Below are 20,849 nucleotides of genomic sequence, written 5' to 3'. Positions count from 1 at the left end.
CACGTTTCCTGTCCAATAACCTTCCGCACAAAAAAAGCCGCTCCCGGACATTCATCCAGCGGGCGGCTTTTCCTAAAAAATTAAGCTTGTATCTTTAATTTTTCCTTTAGCTCTTCCACATAGTGCTGAACACTTTGTGCGGCGATACTGCCGTCTCCTGTTGCGGTTACGATTTGACGGAGCTGCTTTTCACGGATATCGCCCGCTGCGAAAATGCCTGGGACCTTTGTTTCCATATTCTCGTTCGTTTCGATATATCCGTTTTCATTTGTAATGCCGAGATTTTCGAAAGGCTTTGATAGTGGGAGCATACCAACGTAAACAAACACACCATCTGCTTTGTATTCTTGCTCTTCGCCTGTTTTAGTTGACACAAGAGTAAGGCTTCCTACCTTGCCGTCCTTCTCGTTAATTTCCTTAACCGTATGACTCCAGATAAATTCAATTTTATCATTGTCGAAGGCACGCTTCTGCAAAATCGCTTGTGCGCGAAGCTCATCACGGCGATGGATAATCGTTACCTTTGTAGCAAAGCGAGTTAAGTAGACGCCTTCCTCAACCGCTGAATCTCCGCCTCCGATTACGACAAGCTCTTTCCCTTTAAAGAAAGCACCATCACAAACCGCACAATAAGAAACGCCGCGGCCGCCTAATTCCTTTTCGCCTGGGGCACCCAGCTTCTTATACTCGGCACCGGTTGTAATAATCACAGCGCGGGCTTTGTATTGCTTAGAGCCTGCCACAACAGTTTTAAACTCTTCCCCATCGATAATTTCCTTAATATCGCCATATGCATATTCTGCACCAAACTTTTTAGCGTGCTCAAACATTTTCGTTGATAGATCTGGACCTAGAATATGATCAAAGCCCGGATAGTTTTCAACCTCTTCTGTGTTTGCCATTTGCCCGCCTGGAATACCGCGTTCAATCATCAGGGTGGACAGGCTGCCTCTAGATGTATATACAGCCGCGGTCATCCCAGCTGGACCCGCTCCGATTATAATAACATCATAAATTTTTTCTTCAGACACGTTGCTTCACTCCTTCAATAAAATAGCCTACTTCTACATATATTCGGCTATATCAATTAGACATATTTTTATTATAGCCTTCCTACATTCATCCTATAAAAATTAGGAGAATATGTCTAAATATCTGCTCGTGAAGAAGTAATTGTTTTCAGAAGCTTCACATATTTGCCTAAAGTGGAGGACGAGATTCCGTACTTTTCAGCTATGTGCTGCTGAGATCCTTTTCCCTCTCTCGCTTTGATCCAAGTATATTCAACAGCTGCTGCCCATGCTGCATCATTTTTTATGAGCTGATTTTGATTAATGGCCTCAACAAAAACGGTAAACCACATTAGAAATAATCCTGCTTCGACCGTGCCAATCGGGTGGTAGTTCTTATACAATATCGCGGCAACATCATGAATGGGGGTTGATTTTCCTCCCTTACGGATAAAGGATACATATTCCCTCTCCAAATGGGAGAATTTAAAGTTTTGATTCATTTCCTTTGAAGCCAGCAGTTGTTCTTTTCCATCTGACATGGCCGTTAAGAACAGGGCAAATAGACGCTCTTCAATATGTTCACTATCCAGCTTTTTAAGGATGGAAGCATGATGATTTTCAAATCCGCTTTTTTGCTCCTTTTCATCATTCCAAGGCTCGAAGCCAGCTTTATCTGGATTTAATTCAACCGCTTTTTCCCAGGCTGATTTTGCGATTTGTTCTCTCCCGGTAAAATGGGCAGCATAGGACAGCCAATAATAAAAAGCCCCATCTCCATCAAAGCCTTTTTTCTGAAGCCTTCTAAGCCAAGAAAAAGCGGATTCGTACTCGCCAATTAATGCTAGTGTTGCCCCAAGCTTAAATTGGTGCTCAATGGATAATGGTTTGATTTTTTTCAGGACCTCTTTAAGCGCCTTTACTTCCTTATAATCCCGCTCGTAAAAGGCAAAAACAAGCTTGTTGCACAAAGCATGCAGGTTCCCTGGATTTTCTTCAAAAACCTTGTCTAGAATATCAGCAGCCTTTTGGATTTCTCCGAGATAAAAATAGGCAAGGGCCAAATTGTTATAAGCCGACCAATATTCGGGATATTCATCTATGACAGAGTTCAGAATTTCAACGGCTTTTGGAAAATGACCAGATTCCAACAGTTCTCTGGCCTCCTCCTGTTTCGTAATGAGATCATCCTGCTCGTAAAGCATCTCATCCATATCTTCCGCTTCCATCGTCAGCAGTTCGAGAAGATCGAGCGTTTCCTCGGCAAATTCTCCATCCTCGTCTAATTCCATATATAAATTCGCATGGTGATAAGCATCCTTAAAGTAACCTAGATGAGCATAGTTATTGGCAAGAAAATAATGGCATTCCACCATATCCGCATCAAGCTCTTCAATAATTTCCAGAAAAAGCTTATTCGCCTGCTGGTACTCACCTAATTCCGAACAAATAACAGCTAATTGGCAGACAATCATGGGCTCATAGGGCTCTAGCTGTACCGCGCGCTGTAAATATTTTTTTGCTTTATAAAGATCCCTTTTGTGGTAAGCCTTCAAGCCTTTTGCAAAATAATACTCACCTGTCGGGTTAAATAATAGTAATTTTCCTGTTGTTTGTCTTGCTTTAGAGTCTTTGCTCATGAAATCCTCCACTTTCTTATTAACTCAAGTAGTATATCACAAGAACAAGCTGTTGGAGAAGGGATTGGAGAATATTAACTTATTTAGAAAGCCCCTCTTATGAAGTGCTTATTTAAGTACAACAAGGTAAACCTTTGCATACAAATAGCAATAATGCCTTATATGAAGGTAATAAATTGTAACATGCATTTTTTTGAAAATTTTAAAGTAATTTCTAATTGTATCTGTTATTTTATTTTTATACGAATGATCTAAACATGAGGTGTGACATCATGAAACGAAATGTAAGGATACAGGGAATCGGGTCCTATTTGCCGAAACGGTTAGTAACGGCTTCAGAAATTGATCAAATGATTGGTGCAGAGGGTGGCTGGTCGGAAAACAAATCTGGAGTGAAGCAGCGGCATTTTGTTGAAGATGAAACGGCTTCGTTTATGGGAGCGGAGGCAGCTAAGCTTGCTCTACAAGACGCACGTATGTCCTTTTCCCAAATTGCGCGGGGCTATTCAAGACATTGAATACACGTTCTTCTATAATAAGCATCTTCCTCTGAAATCATGATGGATTTGGGCATTTTTGAAAGGATTGACGGACTGGGTTGTCGAACCGATGGCGCGGAGGATGAAATTTTAACGGTGCTTAAATTTGGAAATCCATCATATTAATGCGATATTTTCGTTAGAACCACCCCATTGTCTTGACTGCTAACCACTATTCATTAGGTTAATTGGAGGATAGATGGATGGATATACGGTTCCGAGCTATACAAGTATCTTCAAGTAAACGGGATGGACAGTGGAGGATTATCATCATTGCCTGAGGATGGAAACCAGTACGAAATATTAACGAACATTAGTGATATGATAGTATCAATATATCAACGACTTTCTGATCTATTCAAGAATTAAATGAGGAGCAGACTTCACACCTGCTCCTCAACTGCAGATCCCTTTTCAGCATCTACTGCATTATACATATTCTGTTTTTTTGCTAAACTGAATCACAGGAGAGGACTCTTCCTGTATCAATGATAATATCACTTTCCTGAACAAACGTGTCTCCATCTTCATCTACTAGATTGATTCCTCTAATAAAAACATTGGCAGCACCGTCCACACCTAATCCAAACGAGGATAATACTGATTCCCCACTGAATCTTTCACCATCCGTTGTTCCTGTTGCGGAGGTTTGTAAAAACTCCGATTCTTCCCCAAATCTACAAGATGGGGCTGCAACAGATTGAGATGTAAAGTTGAAATTATTTTCAACGTTTACATCATCCCTATATGAAAAATTGATAAAGCTTTCATTTAGTTGGCAGTTAGAACAAATATTTGCATTTATTGTTATCGTGCCTGTGTGCTCAACTCCGTTAATTCTAACATCTATAGGGACTATTGTAGCAGTCGCAACCCCATTGCAAGTACAACGCCGAATTCCCACCAATTCACCTCTTTTCTGTACAAGATGCTGTATGGTATTCAGAAACAAGTAATGATGATTGGACAAACTCTATACGGTTGAACTAATCCGGCCAGAATAACTTGCCCGTCCCTTATAATACCTTTACATTATCGCTTTGTTATGACTATTACTCCGTCACAGTGAGAAAGCGGATAAAATTCACAATTACAATCATTCTTTAATGATGAATGGATCTCATTAAACACAAAATAACATTCATCATGATCCTAGTAATCAATACTCTTTCTCCGGCATTCTTCAAGATGCTCCCTTGTTTCAAAAGAAATATCGCCAATAAATATTTTACCATTTTCTTTAAGAACGGATATCAGAGTTTTTATGAATGATATTTTTGCTTTATCTGTTAAATGATGCAATGTATACGTGCTTACAATTGTTTCATATTTATTATTTTGAAACTCAGGAGGAATTCCATATCCCATTCTATTAAATTTGCTATCGGCATTTTAGATTTAGCAATTGAAATCATTTTTGATGAAAAATCTAAGCCATCTATTTGATGTCCATTTTCATATAATTTACTTGTCAATACTCCTGTCCCAAACCCAATGTCTAAAACTTTAGAGTTCTTTTTTTGCATGACTTCATTAAAAATAGTGTTAAGAATCTTTTTGTAGCCAGCGAAAGGATAGCGGTTAGTTTCTTCACTAGCCTGAACCGTCTTATCATAATTATCCGCCCATAAATTAAATCCTTGATTGTTTAACATGAATGCCCCTCCAAAAAGTTTTATTAAATTACGAGCATTCAGTTTAATCAAATGGATTACTCGTATTAACCCCAGTGAAATTCAATTTCCTCCCAATAAAATTCGCTTGGACTGGAACAAAATTTAATTCCCTTGACCAAACAGAAAGTTGACCAATATGATGAATTTCGTGGGCGACAATATGGTGTAAAATTTCATCAGTTGTATACTTGTCATGGTCCCATGGAACACTCACAATATCATCCTTTATATAGCCAATATTTGTCTCTAAAAAATCTCTTATTTCCTTTCGCAGTTCATCCGAGAGAGATTTAACCTTTTGAAGGGTATCGTAATCACTAAACTTGAATACTCTATCCTCTTTTTTTTGAATCCCCCTTACCCAGCTATATTCCACATCAATAACGTGAAAAAGTGTATATAGTATACTTTCTACACCCCCAACACGTTTTTTATTTAACTCCTCTGCCGTCAGCTGCTCACACCAATGAAACCATTCATCTCTTATCTGCCAATTGTATTCAAAGAATTTCCTTATTTTAAACACCTCGATCTATTTCCTCGCTCTCTAATAGGGATTTGCTTTTCAATCAAAAATTCCTTCTTTTTGAATGTCATTCATTACGGCATAATTGCCCAGTTGCGTAGAATCAGCACTTTTCAGTAATTTTTTATTCAAACTTTCTAAACGACAAAAATCGTTCCCCAAAAAATTAAGGAAACGCCATTCTACACCATATATTATCTTGATTTATCTACAAACACTTTTTGGTGAGTGTGTTGAAAAAGTTAAATCTTATTCAATAGAAGGTTTTGCTTTTCTCTCGAATATACTCGTAAAGTTTTTTCTATAATAAAACATCAAATAACCATGAGCGATGGTTAGCACTACTGCTAAAAGGAGTAACGAATGGTCCAGAAACAAATGAAGTAAGAAAATGTTTACTACGATTGGGGATAAAATTGCAATGGCCAATGGGGTGAATTGATTGAATAAGAGTAAAATTCCACATATAACCTCTAAAGATTTTTCCACAATTAAAAGATATTTAAATTCGAATAATGCCATGGCTTGAGGACTTGTTGGTACAATTGGATCTAATCCAAAGATAACAGCATAACCATTTAAACCTGCCCCCAAGAAAACAACACCTAAAAAATATCTGCTTACTTGCATAAGGATTTTATTCAATTTGCGCACCTCCTAGTAAAGTGTATTCGATTTAAAACAATATAGGCTTCACAGTTACCAAAAGACCGCCACCTATATAAGTAAACCGTTCAGTTTTGAGGTGCATTTCACAAAAATGACAATAAAAATAGGGTGAAAACTGACAACAGTTTTGACACACCTTTTTTATTGTTTATAGAGTTTTTTGACACTGTAAATCTAAAATGTCTTATTAAGCACTTGTGAATTGAACAAGACACATAAATAAAAGATTCAATTATTAACTTCGTTTTTGTTCTTTTTAGTCCTATATAATAGAATAGCTGAGAAGATGATTACAATTGCTCCGATTATCCCAACTAATATGGCTATCGGTTGCGACATAATAGGGAATCTCGATAATGCTACTAATATTAACCCTAAAACAAGCAAAATTACATTCTTTGTGTCTCTACTCATTTAATACACCCCCTATAATTACTATTTCGCAAACTTAATTTACGTTATATTTAATGTCCTATTTTACAATCATTATTCTTTAATTTTATTATGTCATTTCATCTGTCAATTTTCTATAAAGTTTTAAAAACCTTTATAGAAATGGAAATCGGCACAGGTTAAATCCTGTGCCAATTTCCATTTAATCAAAATGCACCTCAAAACGGAACCCTATACTATATAAGGATCCGTCTTTTTGTTCGCACTAATTTAAAGGAATCTCTGGTGTCTCAACTTTTGGAAGCTCGCCGCTCAAGCTCTCTAAGAAAGCAATAAGTGCATTAACTTCACTTTCAGTTAAATTTAAAGGACTCATTTGGACACTTTTATTCGGATGGTCCCCTCCGCCTTCATTATAGTATTGGACAACGTCCGTTAACGTTTCTAGGCTTCCGTCATGCATAAACGGTGCAGTATGGGCAACACCTCTTAAACCGGAAGTTCTAAATTTCCCTTTATCTTCTTCTTTCCCTGTTACATTGAAACGGCCATCATCGCCGGACATCCCTAAATTATAATAGTTATGATCTGATAATAATGGTCCTGCGTGACAAGAAATACATCCTGCTTTTCCGACAAATAATTTCATTCCATCTTTTGCATCAGCACTAATTGCATCTTCTTCCCCTTGAAGATAACGATCAAATGCCGTATCGGAAATAACAATTGTCCGTTCAAATGCAGCGATAGCCTTTGCAATATTATCAGCTGAAATTTTATCATTAAAAACCGTGTTAAATTGCTCTACATATGTAGGTACACCATTTAATTCAATAACTAATTCATCCAAGTTTTGGTTCATCTCGACTTCAGATTGAATTGGACCTAAAGCTTGTTCTTCTAAACTACCTGCTCGCCCATCCCAGAAATTAGCTGCATAATAGCCAGAATTGATGATTGTTGGACTGTTTCTTGGACCTTTAAAACCTTCAAAACCAATAAACTTTTCCATTCCATCCCCGAAGCCTGCTCCTGGAGCATGGCATGACATACAGCTCTGTACGTTGTTCCCGGATAGTTGTGGGTCATAATATAACGTCTTTCCTAACTCTACTTTTTCATCAGTCATTGGATTGTCTGCTGGAATCGGCATCTCACCTAATGGCTCGAACTTCGCTTTCGCTGCCTCTAGCTCTGGGTCTTTAACATCTTCTTTCACTATTGCATCTTTGTTAGTGTCTTCCGGTACTGCCGCACCTTCATTCTTGCTACAAGCGCCAAGGATTGCAAGAAGTAACATGACTAATAAAACATAGCTAACTTTTTTCATAAAAATGCCCTCCTATATTTCACTTTGCGAAATTGGAAGTTTAGGGTATTTTTTCCTCCAACTTCAAATTAATTATATTATTAAAATTATTCTTATTTACTAGTCATTTTCGAAAACATTGTGACATATTTCACAATGTTACGTTTGCCCGTTATTTATATTGAAAACATAATTAAATCAAAATTACTCTTAGTAGGTACAAATAATGCAAAGGGCAATAAATCTTGTGGAAAACGATTCTATCGTAGAAAAACACCAGTGACTTCGGAACAATCAAAGAAAAGCTCCTGCGATGACTAATCACAGAAACTTTCCTTTTTATCCACCCCCGAAGAAAAGCTATACTAAAAAAACCAAATCATTATGTGATTTGGTCTCCTCATTCATACCCTATATATGCGCTTCCTCTATTCAGCTGATTTCTTTTCATGTCTTTTATCCAAAACACTCAACACTTCTTTAAACGGAAGCTCCTGCTCTCTAAGTAAAACGAGTAAATGATAAAGCAGATCGGCCGCTTCCCATTTTAACTCTTCTTTGTCGCGGTTTTTCGCGGCGATGATGACCTCAGCTGCTTCTTCTCCAACCTTTTTTAAAATTTTATCTACGCCTTTTTCAAATAAATAAGTCGTGTAGGCTCCTTCAGGTCGTTCCGCTTCCCGCTCTTTAATCAATTTTTCAAGAGACAAGAGAATGCTATAATCTGATAGGCTGCCAGCAGATTCGCCCGATTGATAAAGGCTCTCCTCAAAACAGCTTACTGCCCCAGTATGGCAAGCAGGTCCAGCTGGAGCTACGAGCAACACAATCGAGTCTTTATCACAGTCAAATTTCATTTCAACAATTCGCTGGGTGTTCCCGCTTGTTGCTCCTTTATGCCAAAGCTCCCGTCTAGAACGGCTGAAAAACCACGTTTCACCTGACTCGATTGATTTTTCAAGAGATTCCCGGTTCATGTAAGCTAATGTCAAAACTTCGCGTGTAGTCGCATCCTGAACGATTGCCGGGATGAGGCCTTTTTCATCAAATGATAGCTCCTCGATATTCATCGGACAGGCACTCCTTTTTCCTTTAAATAAGCCTTCACTTCAGCTACTGACGTTTCTTTATAGTGAAAAATTGAAGCAGCCAACGCCGCATCTGCTTTCCCCTCCACAAAGGCTTCGGCAAAGTGCTCCGCGTTTCCTGCACCTCCTGAAGCAATAACCGGAATCGTCACCGCTTCACTAACGGCTTTTGTTAAAGCAAGATCAAACCCATTCTTCTCTCCATCTGAATCCATGCTTGTTAGCAAGATTTCGCCAGCACCAAGCTTAGCCACTTCCTTCGCCCACTCGATGACTTCCCATTCGGATGGCGTCCGGCCCCCGTGAGTATATACACGCCATGATCCAAGCTCTGGATCGTACTTGGCATCAATCGCGACAACGATGCATTGTGAACCGAAAAACTCGGCTCCCTCTGTAACCAAATTCGGATTGTTAACCGCAGCTGTATTCAGAGAAACCTTATCTGCCCCTGCTCGTAAAATTCTTTTCATATCCTCTAATGAGTTGATGCCGCCGCCAACTGTAAACGGGATCGCCAATTCAGAAGCAACCGCCCGAACGACCTCAACCATCGTTTTTCGGCCTTCAACGGAAGCAGATATATCTAGAAAAACAAGCTCATCAGCCCCTTGCTCATCATAAAAACGGGCAAGCTCCACTGGATCACCTGCATCACGAAGCTGCACAAATTGAATTCCTTTCACAACGCGGCCCTCTTTTACATCTAGGCATGGAATTATGCGTTTTGTCAGCATGTTACTTCACCTCTCCCAATGCTTCCTTCACTGTAAAGCGCCCTTCGTAAATGGCTTTTCCGACAATGGCGCCTGTTACCCCATCATCGTAAAATTCTTTTAAACTAGTTAAATCAGAAAGCTTACTGACTCCCCCAGAAGCGATAACACTTTTTCCTGTTTCTTTTGCCAACAGTCTGACTGCTTCAATATTTGGACCGGCAAGCATGCCATCTGTTGCAATATCTGTAAAAATAAACGTCTCTGCTCCGGCATCCGCGAAGCGTTTACCTAACTCAACCGCCTTCACTTCAGAAGTGTTCAGCCAGCCGTGCGTTGCTACATAGCCGTCCTTTGCATCTAAGCCTACAGCAATTTGATTGCCATATTTCCTGATCATTTCAATCGCGAAATCTGGTTTCGAAACAGCAACGCTTCCGATGATCACACGGGAAATTCCATTTTCCAAATAATGAGCAATATCGGTTTCGGTTCGAATGCCGCCGCCAATTTGAATATGAGTCTTTAGCTCCTTGGCTGCCTTTATAACAGAAGCGTCATTGACTCTTTTTCCATCCTTTGCTCCATCTAGGTCGACCATATGGATCCAGCTTGCTCCTTCATCTGCAAACTTTTTTGCCATATCAAAAGGAGAATCCCCATATACCGTTTCTTGATTATAATCTCCCTGTAGCAAGCGGACACACTTGCCGCCTCGCATATCAATTGCTGGATAAATGGTAAAGCTCATTTTTCGGTCATCCTTTCCCATACAATTCCAGTAAAATTACTTAAAAGCTCCATGCCTAATTGTCCGCTTTTTTCTGGATGAAATTGCATCCCATATATATTTTCTTTTCCGACAACAGCCGGGACTTTTACATCATAGCTGCTTTCCGCGATAACGACGCTCTTATCGTCTGTATCTACATAATAAGAGTGAACGAAGTATGCAAAATTTTCATGTACTGATTGAAGAAGCGGCGATGGCTGAACAAAAGTAAGACGATTCCAGCCCATATGCGGGACTTTATACGGCACTCCGTCCTCTGAAACTCCAGGAAATCTTCTCACAGAACCCGGCAGCAGCTGAAGCCCCTTTGTCAGCCCGTTCTCTTCACTTTCTTCAAATAATAGCTGCATGCCTAAACAAATCCCAAGCAGCGGTTTCCCAAGCTGTACGTATTCTTTTATCATGCTCGCTAATTCCAATCTTTCTAAAAGCTCCATCGCATCTTTAAAGGAGCCTACACCAGGAAGAATCAGCCCATCTGCCTTTTGCAGTTCTCCTCTTTTTTCAGAAATAAAGTAAGAGGTGTCTAATCGCTCAAGTGCCTTGCTGACACTAAAGAGATTACCCATTCCATAGTCAATAATCCCGATCATTTACAACAGCCCTTTCGTAGATGGCACTCCTTTAATGTTAGGGTCAATCGTTGTCGCCTCATGTAAAGCTCGTCCTAATGCTTTAAAAATCGCTTCAATTATATGATGTGTATTTTGACCATAGTGAACAATCACATGCAGATTCATTCTTGCTTCAAGGGCAAGCTTCCATAGGAATTCATGCACAAGCTCTGTATCAAAGGAGCCCACCTTTTGGCTTGGAAACTCCGCTCTCATTTCGAGGTGTGGGCGATTACTTAGATCAATGACCACCTGCGCCAGCGCTTCATCCATCGGCACAAACGCATTTCCATATCGTTTAATTCCTTTTTTGTCGCCAAGAGCTTCCCTTAATACTTGTCCAAGGCAAATGCCGATGTCTTCTGTTGTATGGTGATCATCCACTTCAATATCACCTTTTGCATCGACTGTTAAATCAAATTGCCCATGCTTTGAAAAAAGGTCAAGCATATGCGTCAAAAACGGGACTCCCGTTTCCAGCTTGCTAGCTCCCTGCCCATCAATATTAAAAGCCAAATATATGTCCGTTTCATTCGTTTTCCTTTTAATTTCTGAAGTTCTTGTCATGTTTTCTCCTCCTGGCGGGACTTGGGGTGATTTTATAACTACCTTCACGACTGACTTTCTGTGCGGAAGGGCGTTTTGAACCTTTTATAACTACCTTCACAACTCGTTTTCTATACGGAAGGGCGTTTTGAACTTCTTCTGTCCCGATTTGTGATAAACCTAGGACAAGGGACTCCCCCCTGACCTTTATTTCTTCAATCTTATATCAATTGCGCGTGCATGGGCTTCGAGGCCTTCAAGCCGGGCAAATGCCGAGATTTTTTCCCCGTTTTCTTTTAGGGCTTTTTCACTGTAATAAACAATGCTGGATTTCTTCTGAAAATCCTCTACATTAAGCGGACTGGAAAAACGGGCTGTGCCGTTTGTTGGCAATACATGATTAGGGCCGGCGAAGTAATCACCAACAGGTTCAGGACTAAAGCGTCCGAGAAAAATCGCTCCTGCATGTCTGATTTTTCCTAGAAGCTCGAGCGGATTTTCCGTTACAATTTCTAAATGCTCGGGAGCAAGGCTATTAATCGTTTCAACTGCTTCTTCCATTGTTTCTGCCACATAAATCGCTCCGAAATTTTCAATCGATTGTGCAGCGATTTCCTGACGAGGCAGTGAAGCCAATTGCTTCTCCACTTCAGCTGAAACAGCCTTTGCCAAGCTCTCTGATGGGGTGACGAGGACACTGCAGGAAAACGCATCATGCTCGGCCTGCGATAATAAATCGGCTGCCATTTCATCTGGTTTTGCCGTATCATCTGCTAAAATCGCAATTTCACTTGGGCCCGCGATCATATCAATATCGACATCGCCAAACACTTCCCGTTTCGCCAAGGCAACAAATATATTTCCTGGCCCCGTGATTTTATCTACAGGTGCAATCGTTTCCGTTCCATAAGCCAATGCCGCAACAGCTTGAGCACCGCCCACTTTATAAATCTCCTCTGCTCCAACCTCCTGAGCAGCTACTAGAACCGCTGGCGGAAGCTTCCCTGTTTTTTTATCAGGGGGAGAAGTGATAACAATTCGTTTGACCCCTGCAACCTTGGCAGGCAGCACGTTCATGAGCACTGAGGATGGATAAGCAGCTGTTCCGCCTGGCACGTATAGGCCAACTGAATCTAGCGGAGTTACCTTTTGTCCAAGAACCGTACCATTTTCTTCGGTTGTCATCCATGATGGGCGCAGCTGTTTTTCGTGAAAAGACCGAATATTTGCCGCAGCCTCTCGGATTATTCCCAAAATCCGATCATCTATTTCTTCATAAGCTTCCCTTTTTTCATCCTCCGTAACAGCAAAATGAGTTAAGGTGATCCCATCGAATTTTTCCGTAAAGGCTGATAATGCGGCATCTCCATCTGCTCGAACCTGCTCAATAATGCCCTTCACAATCGCCCGCTGTTCTTCTGTTCCGCTATCGACAGACCTTTTGATGGACACACCTTCATTTATTTTCAAAATCCGCATTCGTTTCACTCCTTAGAGGGCATCAAAGCTCTGCAATCTTTTCACTTCACTTAAACGTTCGACAAGCTCACTGATCCGATTATCCTTCATTCGAAAGCTTGCTGGATTGACGATTAATCTGGAGGTGATGTCGACTATCCGCTCATATTCAATCAGGCCGTTTTCCTTTAACGTTCTCCCCGTTGAAACAATATCAACAATCCGGTCTGCTAAGCCAATTAATGGCGCCAGTTCAATCGACCCGTTCAGCTTAATAATTTCAACCTGCTCCCCTTGCTCACGGAAATAAGCTGCCGCGACATTCGGGTATTTCGTTGCCACCTTAGGGGCTACGTTATTCATTTTCGTGTTTGGGACGCCTGCCACAGCGAGGTAGCACGCACTTATTTTCAAATCAAGCAACTCGTAAACATCACGCTCTTCCTCAAGCATGACATCCTTCCCCGCAATCCCAAGGTCAGCGACCCCATGCTCTACATAGGTTGGGACATCCATAGGCTTTGCTAAAATAAACCGAAAGCTTTCTTCCGGCACATCAATAATCAGTTTTCTTGAATCATCAAACTCTGGGGGGAGACGAAATCCAGCTTGGCGAAGCAGTTCAACCGCGTCTTCAAAAATTCTCCCCTTTGGCATAGCGATGGTTAAAGCATCCTTCATATTCCTGTCTCCCTCCCCGCTTTGCCGACTAAAAAGGTGATGTCTTCATATTGATTCGTACATTGATCAATGTCCTTCACCCCATTGATATCTTGTAAAACTACTCTTTTTCCAATGCTTCTCTGCTCCTTAGCAACTTGATAAGCTTCCTTCCGCCGTTCCGGACTAAATAATATACAAGTGGCTTGTGGCTCCATTTCTTCGTCCTTAAGGGCCTCAAGCAGGCGGTCAATTCGTATGGCAAAGCCAGTCGCTCCGGTTGCCTTCCCGAATTTTTGCAGTAATTGATCATAACGGCCGCCGCTAGCAATCGGAAAACCAACATTACCCGCATATACCTCGAAAAGGATTCCCGTATAATAGCTCATATGACTCACAAGTGTTAAATCAAATTTCACCTTTTCCACGAGCCCATAGTCATCCATCATTTCATATAACTGCTGGAGCTGAAGAACATCCTTTCTGCCCAAGTCATTCTCAAGGAGGCTATAAGCCATTTCAATCACTTCTGCTCCGCCTCTTAGCTTTAGAAAATCTAGCAGCCGTTGCTTATCAATCGATGAGAGACCGAGTCCCTTCACATGCTCCCGGTAGCCAACATAGTTTTTCTCATATAAGAATCTTGTCAACGCATCAACTCTTTCCTCTGTTCCTAAGATTTGCAGAAAAAGAGTGCGGGTCAATCCGATATGCCCAACAGAAAGCTGAAAATCCTCAAGCCCAGCTTCCTGTAAGGAACTTATAATTAAAGCGAGCCCTTCTGCATCAGCACTAATCGTATAATCGCCAATGCATTCTACCCCAATTTGTTCAAATTCCGCCGGCCGTCCGCCCTCTCTTTGCTGGGCGCGAAACACATTGGCTGAATAAGCAAGGCGGATAGGCAAATCATTTTTTAACAAACGCGAAGCGGCTACTCGCGCAATCGGAGCTGTCATATCTGGGCGAAGGACAAGTGTGTGCCCTTCTTGATCCAGCAGTTTAAATAATTGCTGATCTAATATCGCTGAAGCTGATCCTACTGTTTCATAGTATTCTAGTGTTGGAGTTTCAATAAACTGGTAGCCCCAGCGCTCCATTTCCTCTTCAATCGAAGCTCTTACCTTCCGTTTTCGATTAAACAAATCTGGCAATGTATCTCTCATCCCTAAGGGCTTTTCAAACATAAACAAGCGGCTCAAATCCGTTCACCTCGTATCTTAAATAGCTAAATGCTTTAGTTCGCTAATATGGTAGTAAGTTAAAGATTATTTTATCGCTTATAATTACTTACGTCAACCATTTAATAACTATAATTTTCGAGCAATATCGAAAATTGAAGCAGGATTTTTGTACAAAAAAATAGAGACTCTCTAATAGAGTCCCCATCTTATTGCTTCATTTTCGGATCGAGGGCATCTCGAAGTCCATCTCCCATCAGGTTGAATCCTAATACAGTCAGCATAATAGCCAGCCCTGGGAAAATTAATGTCCAAGGTGCTTGTGTGATATAGTTTTTAGAATCGGCAAGCATTTTCCCCCACTCTGGTGTTGGAGCCAGCGCGCCCATTCCAAGGAATCCTAATGCAGCAGCCTCTATAATAGCAGTGGCAATCGCAAGTGTTGCTTGAACGATAACAGGGGAAATACTATTCGGCAAAATATGACGAAAAAGAATTCGAGTATCCTTCATCCCTACTGCACGTGCTGCCATAATATATTCATCTTGCTTCACGCTTAGCACCTTTGACCGAACAAGTCTTCCGAAGTTCGGGATGTTAATAACCGCAATTGCGATTAGCGCATTTTGTAAAGATGGGCCTAAAATTGACACTACTGCAATGGCCAATAAAATGCTCGGAAACGCAAGCATTATATCAAAAATTCTTGAAATAATGGCGTCTACCCAACGACCATAATAACCAGCGATAATTCCAAGAATGGTCCCGAAAAAGACCGACCCTAACACAGAGAAAAATCCTACCCAAAGGGAGATTCTTGCTCCATATAGAACACGTGAAAAAATATCCCGGCCGAAATCATCAGTGCCAAACCAATGCTTGCTAGAGGGGGCTTGCATTCTCTCTGCTATAACCTGGTCCCTAAAGCTATACGGAGCTATATAAGGAGCAATAATCGCTAAAATAACAAAAAAGATAACAATTCCTAAACCAACTAAAGCCAATCGGTTTTTACAAAATGACAGCCAAGCTTCCTTCCAAGGAGGAATGAGCTTTTCTTCAGAAGCAACTGGCGTAGTATTTGCCGCATTTTTTGCAAGTTCAGCCATTAACAATCCCTCCTATTTGGTATATTTAATTCTTGGATCAACGACTGCATATAACAGATCAACGATTAAGTTTATCAAAACAAAAATGGCTGCAATCACTAATATACCTGACTGGATAACTGGATAATCTCTGTACCCGATTGCATCATATAAATACCGGCCAATGCCAGGCCAGCCAAATATCGTTTCCGTTAAAATCGCTCCGCCTAAAAGCAGCCCTGTTTGCAAACCAATTACAGTTAGAACTGGAATGACCGCATTTTTTAATGAATGCTTATAAACGACCCAGAACATTCTTAAACCTTTGGCTCTAGCCGTACGAATGTAATCGGATTTCATAACCTCAAGCATCGTGGCACGCGTCATTCTTGCAATAATAGCCATCGGTATAGTCGCAAGAGCAAGACTCGGCAAGGTTAGATGTTTTAAAACTGTTGTAAACTGATCAAATCTTCCTTGAATTAACGTATCAATTAAATACAAATTGGTAATGGAGGATACTGGGTCCCTTACATTCTCTCTTCCTGTTGTTGGAAACCATCCTAATTCGTTAGAAAATCCCCATTGCATCATTAACCCCAGCCAAAAGATCGGCATGGATACCCCAATAAGTGCAAAGACCATTGCAACGTAATCAAACCATGATTTCGAGAACCAAGCACTGATAATCCCTGCATTCACACCAATAAAAACGGCAATAATCATAGCAACAAGTGTTAACTCAAACGTCGCTGCCAAGAACGGCCATATTTCCTCGTTTATGGGCCCCCTTGTCCTTAGTGAGGTTCCTAGGTCACCATGTAACAGGTTATTAAGATAATCAAAATATTGTAAGTACCAGGGCCTGTCCAAGCCTAGTTCTTTCGTTAATACCGCGATTGACTCCTTCGTTGCCCTTTGTCCAAGAATGATTTGTGCAGGGTTACCTGGAATTGCATGAATAATGGCAAAAACAATGAGTGTCATTCCAAATAATACAGGTATTAATGAAAAAACACGGCGTACCGTATATGTAAGCATTTGTTGTCACCTCTTTTATTACTAAAATAAGGAGGGAAAATTCCCTCCCCATTTTATGATTATTATTTAAATTCCACGTTTGTTAATGCTTCAGAGCCAGTTGGATGCGGCAAGTAATTTGCCACGTCTTTCGCAGCTGCTAATAATGGCGTAGAGTGTACGAGCGGAACCCATGGTGCATCATCATGGATGATTTCTTGCGCTTTTCTGTATAATTCATTACGCTTTTCTTGTTCAGGCTCTGTTTGAGCTTGAATCAAAATATCATGAAGCTCATCATTGCTGTAATAAGAATAGTTATTGCTTCCGATGCTATCTTTGTCTAGCAAAGTATAAAGGAAGTTGTCTGGATCCCCATTGTCCCCTGTCCAGCCAAGCATGAACATATCAAACTCACCTTTTGACGCTTTGTCTAAATACGTTGCCCACTCAACAGATTGGATATTAGCTTTAACACCGATTTTGCTTAAGCTTTCTTGAATAAGCTCAGCAACCTTTTGTGCCTCAGGCATATATGGACGTGCTACAGGCATTGCCCATAGATCGATTTCAAAGCCATTTTCATAACCTGCTTCTTTCAACAAAGCTTTTGCTTTTTCTAAATCATATGGGTATGGTTCGATTGCATCATTGTAGCCTTCAATTGAAGATGGCATTGGATTAACTGCCGCGTCTGCCTTTCCTCCATAGAACGCGTCAATAATCGATTGCTTATCAACTGCATGGTTAATAGCTTGACGAACAAGCTTATTATCGAATGGTTTGCGATTTGTGGTTAAACCGATATACCCAACATTCATAGATGGGCGTTCGATAATTTGTAAATTGTCATTACCTAATACAGTTGCTTCATCTGAATTATTAAGACCATCCATTAAGTCAATCTCGCCTATTGCAAGAGCGTTCAGACGAGCAGTGTTTTCTGGAATTACACGGAAGATAACTTTATTTAGCTTTGGATAGCCATCTTTCCAGTATTCTGTATTCTTTTCAATTGTAATCCTATCATTTTGCTTCCATTCAACGAATTTAAACGGACCAGTTCCAACTGGATTTTCTCTGAATTTATCTCCATACTTTTCAACAGCTGCAGGACTCGCCATGCCAAACGGTGACATCGCAATGTTCTTAAGGAACGGAGCCTGTGGTCTAGTTAGATCAAATTGAACAGTATAATCATCAACAGCCTTCACTTCTTTAATAACATGTCCCTCTTCACCTTTATATCCGCCAAACATTGAGTAGTACGGGAAGCTCTCCTCATTCCCATTCATCCAGCGGTTAAAGTTAAATACAACCGCTTCTGCATTAAAGTCAGTGCCATCATGGAATTTTACACCTTTGCGAAGTTTAAAAGTGTAAGATAAACCGTCATCAGTAACTGACCATTCTTCTGCAAGCCCTGGATTAACCGTAGTATCTTGATCGCCATACTCCAATAATGTTTCAAAGATATTTTCTGTTACTTTGAATGTTTCACCTTCTGTTGTTGAGATTGGATCAAGAGAAGTAGAATCTCCGCTACGTCCATAAACGAGTGTGTCTTTTTTCGCGGATTCGCTGCTGCCGCTGTCACCGCTGTCAGTGCTGTTAGTGCTGTTAGTGCTTCCAGCAGGTTCATTTGATTTGCCGCTGCAGCCAACTAGAAACATACTAATGGCTAATATAGAAATCAGCAGCATTTTGAAAGTCTTTGTCCTCATGTGCATTTTCCCCCATTTTTTTTTTATATCATAAGTGCTGCTTGCTACTTGTTATACAAGTGACATGCAACATAATGACCGTTTAGATTGTGTTCCTCTGGTCTAGTCGTTTTACATATATCCATACACTGTGCACACCGAGTATGGAATGCACATCCTGATGGCGGATTTGAAGGGCTTGGAAGCTCACCCTGAATTAATATTGTTTCCCTCTTCATATCAGGATCCGGTATAGGAACCGCAGAAAGAAGCGCCTGTGTATAGGGATGCTTCGGATTCTCATACAGCTCTTCACTTTCGGCCAACTCTATTAATCTACCTAAATACATCACACCAACCCGGTTGCTAATATGTCGGACAACTCCTAAATCGTGGGCGATAAATATATATGTAAGCTGAAATTCCTTTTGGATATCTTTCATTAAGTTAAGAACTTGGGCTTGGATCGAAACATCGAGTGCTGAAACAGGCTCGTCTGCGATAATAAGCTTGGGCTTTGTCATAAGAGCTTTAGCAATTCCAATCCGCTGGCGCTGCCCACCGCTGAACTGGTGCGGGTATCTTTTCGCATGGTAGCTGCTCAAGCCCACAACTTCAAGCATCTCCTTAACTTGCTTTTTTCGTTCCTCTTTCGTACCGATGCCATGTACAATTAATGGTTCCTCTAATATCTGCTCAATTGAATGGCGCGGATTCAATGATGCATATGGGTCTTGGAATACCATTTGGATATCCCTGCGTGTCTTTCTAAGTTCTGATTTACTCATACTTGTAATCTCTTTATCTTCGAAAACAACCCTGCCGTCGCTTGCTTCTATTAATCGCATGAGCAGCCTTCCTGTTGTCGATTTCCCGCAACCGCTTTCACCAACGATTCCAAGAGTCTCTCCCTTATTCACATAAAAAGAAACATCATCGACAGCCTTCACTTCTCCCTTTTTCCTGCCTAATATCCCCCCCGTTATCGGGAAATACTTTTTCAGGCCATTTACCTCAAGAAGTAACTCCGACATGTTCATCACTCCTCTCCCTCAATGTATGTAGTAAACACCGGACCTTATGCCCATCCGTCTCCATTATATTTAATTCAGGGGATTCTTCATGGCAGCGGTCAAATACCTCCGAACACCTTGCCGCAAACCTACATCCTTTATGAACCGTTCCGGGTGTCGGTACATTTCCTGGAATACTATAAAGGCGATCTTTCTTTCCTCTTAAATCAGGCACTGATTTCAACAGACCCTTCGTATATGGATGCTGAGGATTCTTCAAAATCGTTCGAACATCCCCCTGCTCAACGATTTGGCCTGAGTACATTACTATCACTCGTTCACAAATTTCTGCAACTACACCTAAATCGTGAGTGATGAGAATGATAGATGTGTTAGTTTTTTCGTTTAAATCCTTCATAAGCGCAAGAATTTGTGCCTGGATTGTTACATCAAGAGCAGTTGTCGGCTCGTCCGCAATTAACACCCTCGGATTGCAGGCCATCGCCATCGCAATCATCACTCTTTGTCTCATTCCGCCAGATAACTGATGCGGATACTCAGAGATAATTCCTTCCGCTCTTGGGATTCCAACAAGCTTAAGCAGTTCTATGCTTCTAGCCTTTGCCGCACTTTTTGATGTTGCAGTATGTAAACGAATAGCCTCCATTAACTGGTTTCCAATTGTAAAAAGGGGATTCAGTGAAGTCATTGGCTCCTGAAAAATCATCGAAATTTGATTCCCGCGGATTTTTCTCCATTCTTTTTCAGAGATATTTTTTAAATCCTTTCCTTCAAAAATAATTTCGCCGTTTTCAATTTTACCCGGAGGAGAAGGAATCAATCCCATCGTTGTTAATGAGGTTACACTTTTCCCGCTTCCTGATTCTCCAACAATTCCTAAAATCTCACCCTCGTTCAATTCGAAACTGACTCCATCAATTGCTGGTACAAACTTTTTTCCTGTTTGAAACGATACCTTTAAATCCTTTATTTGAAGAATAGGTTTTTTACTCATATTCACACCTACTTTAAATTTCTTATTTTATTATAACGTCACAAATATTATGAATATGCCAAATCTTTTAATAATTATGACATATGTGAGTAAAATGGTTTGTCGAAATTTATCCTGCGAATAGATTTTTTTACTCCCTAAATTGAGAGCCTAGCTTTCTAACTAGGAAGGCGATTTTTTACACAAAACCAA

22 protein-coding genes are annotated in these 20,849 nt (G+C 40.7%); 1 reads left to right on the top strand and 21 read right to left on the bottom strand.

Annotated features, from left to right (window positions below):
- Window positions 1-80: 80 nt before the first annotated feature.
- Both trxB and V7149_RS02190 read right to left on the bottom strand, forming a co-directional pair.
- The gene (gene trxB / locus V7149_RS02195) at window positions 81-1,031 is read right to left on the bottom strand and encodes a thioredoxin-disulfide reductase (protein WP_335344029.1); all 951 of its coding nucleotides are present in this window, start codon (window positions 1,029-1,031) and stop codon (window positions 81-83) included.
- A gap of 116 nt (window positions 1,032-1,147) precedes the next feature.
- Window positions 1,148-2,650, bottom strand: coding sequence for a tetratricopeptide repeat protein (locus V7149_RS02190; protein WP_335344028.1), 1,503 nt, complete (start codon window positions 2,648-2,650; stop codon window positions 1,148-1,150).
- A gap of 272 nt (window positions 2,651-2,922) precedes the next feature.
- On the opposite strand from V7149_RS02190, the gene V7149_RS02185 reads away from it, so the two are divergent.
- Window positions 2,923-3,168 (top strand): hypothetical protein, encoded by a 246-nt coding sequence (locus V7149_RS02185; RefSeq protein WP_335344027.1) that lies wholly within the window; start codon window positions 2,923-2,925, stop codon window positions 3,166-3,168.
- Between the two features lie 472 nt (window positions 3,169-3,640).
- Here the strand turns inward: V7149_RS02185 and V7149_RS02180 are convergent, their stop codons facing one another.
- The 19 genes from V7149_RS02180 to V7149_RS02090 form a co-directional block, all read right to left on the bottom strand.
- Window positions 3,641-4,093: a hypothetical protein gene (locus V7149_RS02180; protein WP_335344026.1), complete on the bottom strand. Its 453-nt coding sequence runs from the start codon at window positions 4,091-4,093 to the stop codon at window positions 3,641-3,643.
- Between the two features lie 409 nt (window positions 4,094-4,502).
- Complete coding sequence (locus V7149_RS02175) at window positions 4,503-4,844, bottom strand: class I SAM-dependent methyltransferase (protein ID WP_335344025.1); 342 nt, start codon at window positions 4,842-4,844, stop codon at window positions 4,503-4,505.
- A 43-nt stretch (window positions 4,845-4,887) separates the two neighbouring features.
- Window positions 4,888-5,382, bottom strand: a complete 495-nt coding sequence (locus V7149_RS02170; RefSeq protein WP_335344030.1) for a DinB family protein — start codon at window positions 5,380-5,382, stop codon at window positions 4,888-4,890.
- Window positions 5,383-5,640: 258 nt separating this feature from the next.
- Window positions 5,641-6,036, bottom strand: a complete 396-nt coding sequence (locus tag V7149_RS02165; protein WP_335344024.1) for a hypothetical protein — start codon at window positions 6,034-6,036, stop codon at window positions 5,641-5,643.
- 252 nt (window positions 6,037-6,288) lie between these two features.
- Entirely contained in the window at window positions 6,289-6,474 is a 186-nt protein-coding gene (locus V7149_RS02160; RefSeq protein ID WP_335344023.1) for a hypothetical protein, read from the bottom strand.
- A gap of 244 nt (window positions 6,475-6,718) precedes the next feature.
- Window positions 6,719-7,783 carry a cytochrome-c peroxidase gene (locus tag V7149_RS02155; protein WP_335344022.1) on the bottom strand — a complete coding sequence of 355 codons (1,065 nt, stop codon included), beginning with the start codon at window positions 7,781-7,783 and terminating at the stop codon, window positions 6,719-6,721.
- 407 nt (window positions 7,784-8,190) lie between these two features.
- A complete protein-coding gene (hisIE, locus tag V7149_RS02150) occupies window positions 8,191-8,832 on the bottom strand; it encodes a bifunctional phosphoribosyl-AMP cyclohydrolase/phosphoribosyl-ATP diphosphatase HisIE (RefSeq protein ID WP_335344021.1) in 642 nt (213 codons plus the stop codon).
- Window positions 8,829-9,587 (bottom strand): imidazole glycerol phosphate synthase subunit HisF, encoded by a 759-nt coding sequence (hisF, locus tag V7149_RS02145; protein ID WP_335344020.1) that lies wholly within the window; start codon window positions 9,585-9,587, stop codon window positions 8,829-8,831. Before hisF ends, hisIE begins: the two co-directional genes overlap by 4 nt.
- 1 nt (window position 9,588) lies before the next feature.
- Window positions 9,589-10,317, bottom strand: a complete 729-nt coding sequence (gene hisA / locus V7149_RS02140; protein ID WP_335344019.1) for a 1-(5-phosphoribosyl)-5-[(5-phosphoribosylamino)methylideneamino]imidazole-4-carboxamide isomerase — start codon at window positions 10,315-10,317, stop codon at window positions 9,589-9,591.
- Window positions 10,314-10,952: an imidazole glycerol phosphate synthase subunit HisH gene (hisH, locus tag V7149_RS02135; RefSeq protein ID WP_335344018.1), complete on the bottom strand. Its 639-nt coding sequence runs from the start codon at window positions 10,950-10,952 to the stop codon at window positions 10,314-10,316. Before hisH ends, hisA begins: the two co-directional genes overlap by 4 nt.
- Entirely contained in the window at window positions 10,953-11,540 is a 588-nt protein-coding gene (gene hisB, locus V7149_RS02130; RefSeq protein WP_335344017.1) for an imidazoleglycerol-phosphate dehydratase HisB, read from the bottom strand.
- Window positions 11,541-11,726: 186 nt separating this feature from the next.
- Complete coding sequence (gene hisD / locus V7149_RS02125; protein WP_335344016.1) at window positions 11,727-12,998, bottom strand: histidinol dehydrogenase; 1,272 nt, start codon at window positions 12,996-12,998, stop codon at window positions 11,727-11,729.
- 12 nt (window positions 12,999-13,010) lie between these two features.
- Complete coding sequence (hisG, locus tag V7149_RS02120; protein WP_335344015.1) at window positions 13,011-13,658, bottom strand: ATP phosphoribosyltransferase; 648 nt, start codon at window positions 13,656-13,658, stop codon at window positions 13,011-13,013.
- Window positions 13,655-14,839: an ATP phosphoribosyltransferase regulatory subunit gene (locus V7149_RS02115; protein WP_335344014.1), complete on the bottom strand. Its 1,185-nt coding sequence runs from the start codon at window positions 14,837-14,839 to the stop codon at window positions 13,655-13,657. The genes hisG and V7149_RS02115 overlap by 4 nt, the downstream gene beginning before the upstream one ends.
- A 188-nt stretch (window positions 14,840-15,027) precedes the next feature.
- The gene (locus V7149_RS02110) at window positions 15,028-15,927 is read right to left on the bottom strand and encodes an ABC transporter permease (RefSeq protein ID WP_335344013.1); all 900 of its coding nucleotides are present in this window, start codon (window positions 15,925-15,927) and stop codon (window positions 15,028-15,030) included.
- A gap of 12 nt (window positions 15,928-15,939) precedes the next feature.
- Window positions 15,940-16,947 (bottom strand): ABC transporter permease, encoded by a 1,008-nt coding sequence (locus tag V7149_RS02105; RefSeq protein ID WP_335344012.1) that lies wholly within the window; start codon window positions 16,945-16,947, stop codon window positions 15,940-15,942.
- Window positions 16,948-17,009: 62 nt separating this feature from the next.
- The gene (locus V7149_RS02100; RefSeq protein ID WP_335344011.1) at window positions 17,010-18,650 is read right to left on the bottom strand and encodes an ABC transporter substrate-binding protein; all 1,641 of its coding nucleotides are present in this window, start codon (window positions 18,648-18,650) and stop codon (window positions 17,010-17,012) included.
- Between the two features lie 44 nt (window positions 18,651-18,694).
- Window positions 18,695-19,663, bottom strand: coding sequence for an ABC transporter ATP-binding protein (locus V7149_RS02095; protein ID WP_335344010.1), 969 nt, complete (start codon window positions 19,661-19,663; stop codon window positions 18,695-18,697).
- Window positions 19,644-20,657, bottom strand: a complete 1,014-nt coding sequence (locus tag V7149_RS02090) for an ABC transporter ATP-binding protein (RefSeq protein WP_335344009.1) — start codon at window positions 20,655-20,657, stop codon at window positions 19,644-19,646. Before V7149_RS02090 ends, V7149_RS02095 begins: the two co-directional genes overlap by 20 nt.
- Between the last annotated feature and the right edge of the window lie 192 nt (window positions 20,658-20,849).

Origin of the sequence: Bacillus sp. JJ1503 (assembly GCF_036965125.1) — a bacterium.
In the GTDB taxonomy this organism is placed as follows: domain Bacteria; phylum Bacillota; class Bacilli; order Bacillales; family Cytobacillaceae; genus Cytobacillus.
The sequence above is the reverse complement of the archived record's forward strand: the minus strand, read 5'-3'. Positions and strand labels throughout refer to the sequence as shown.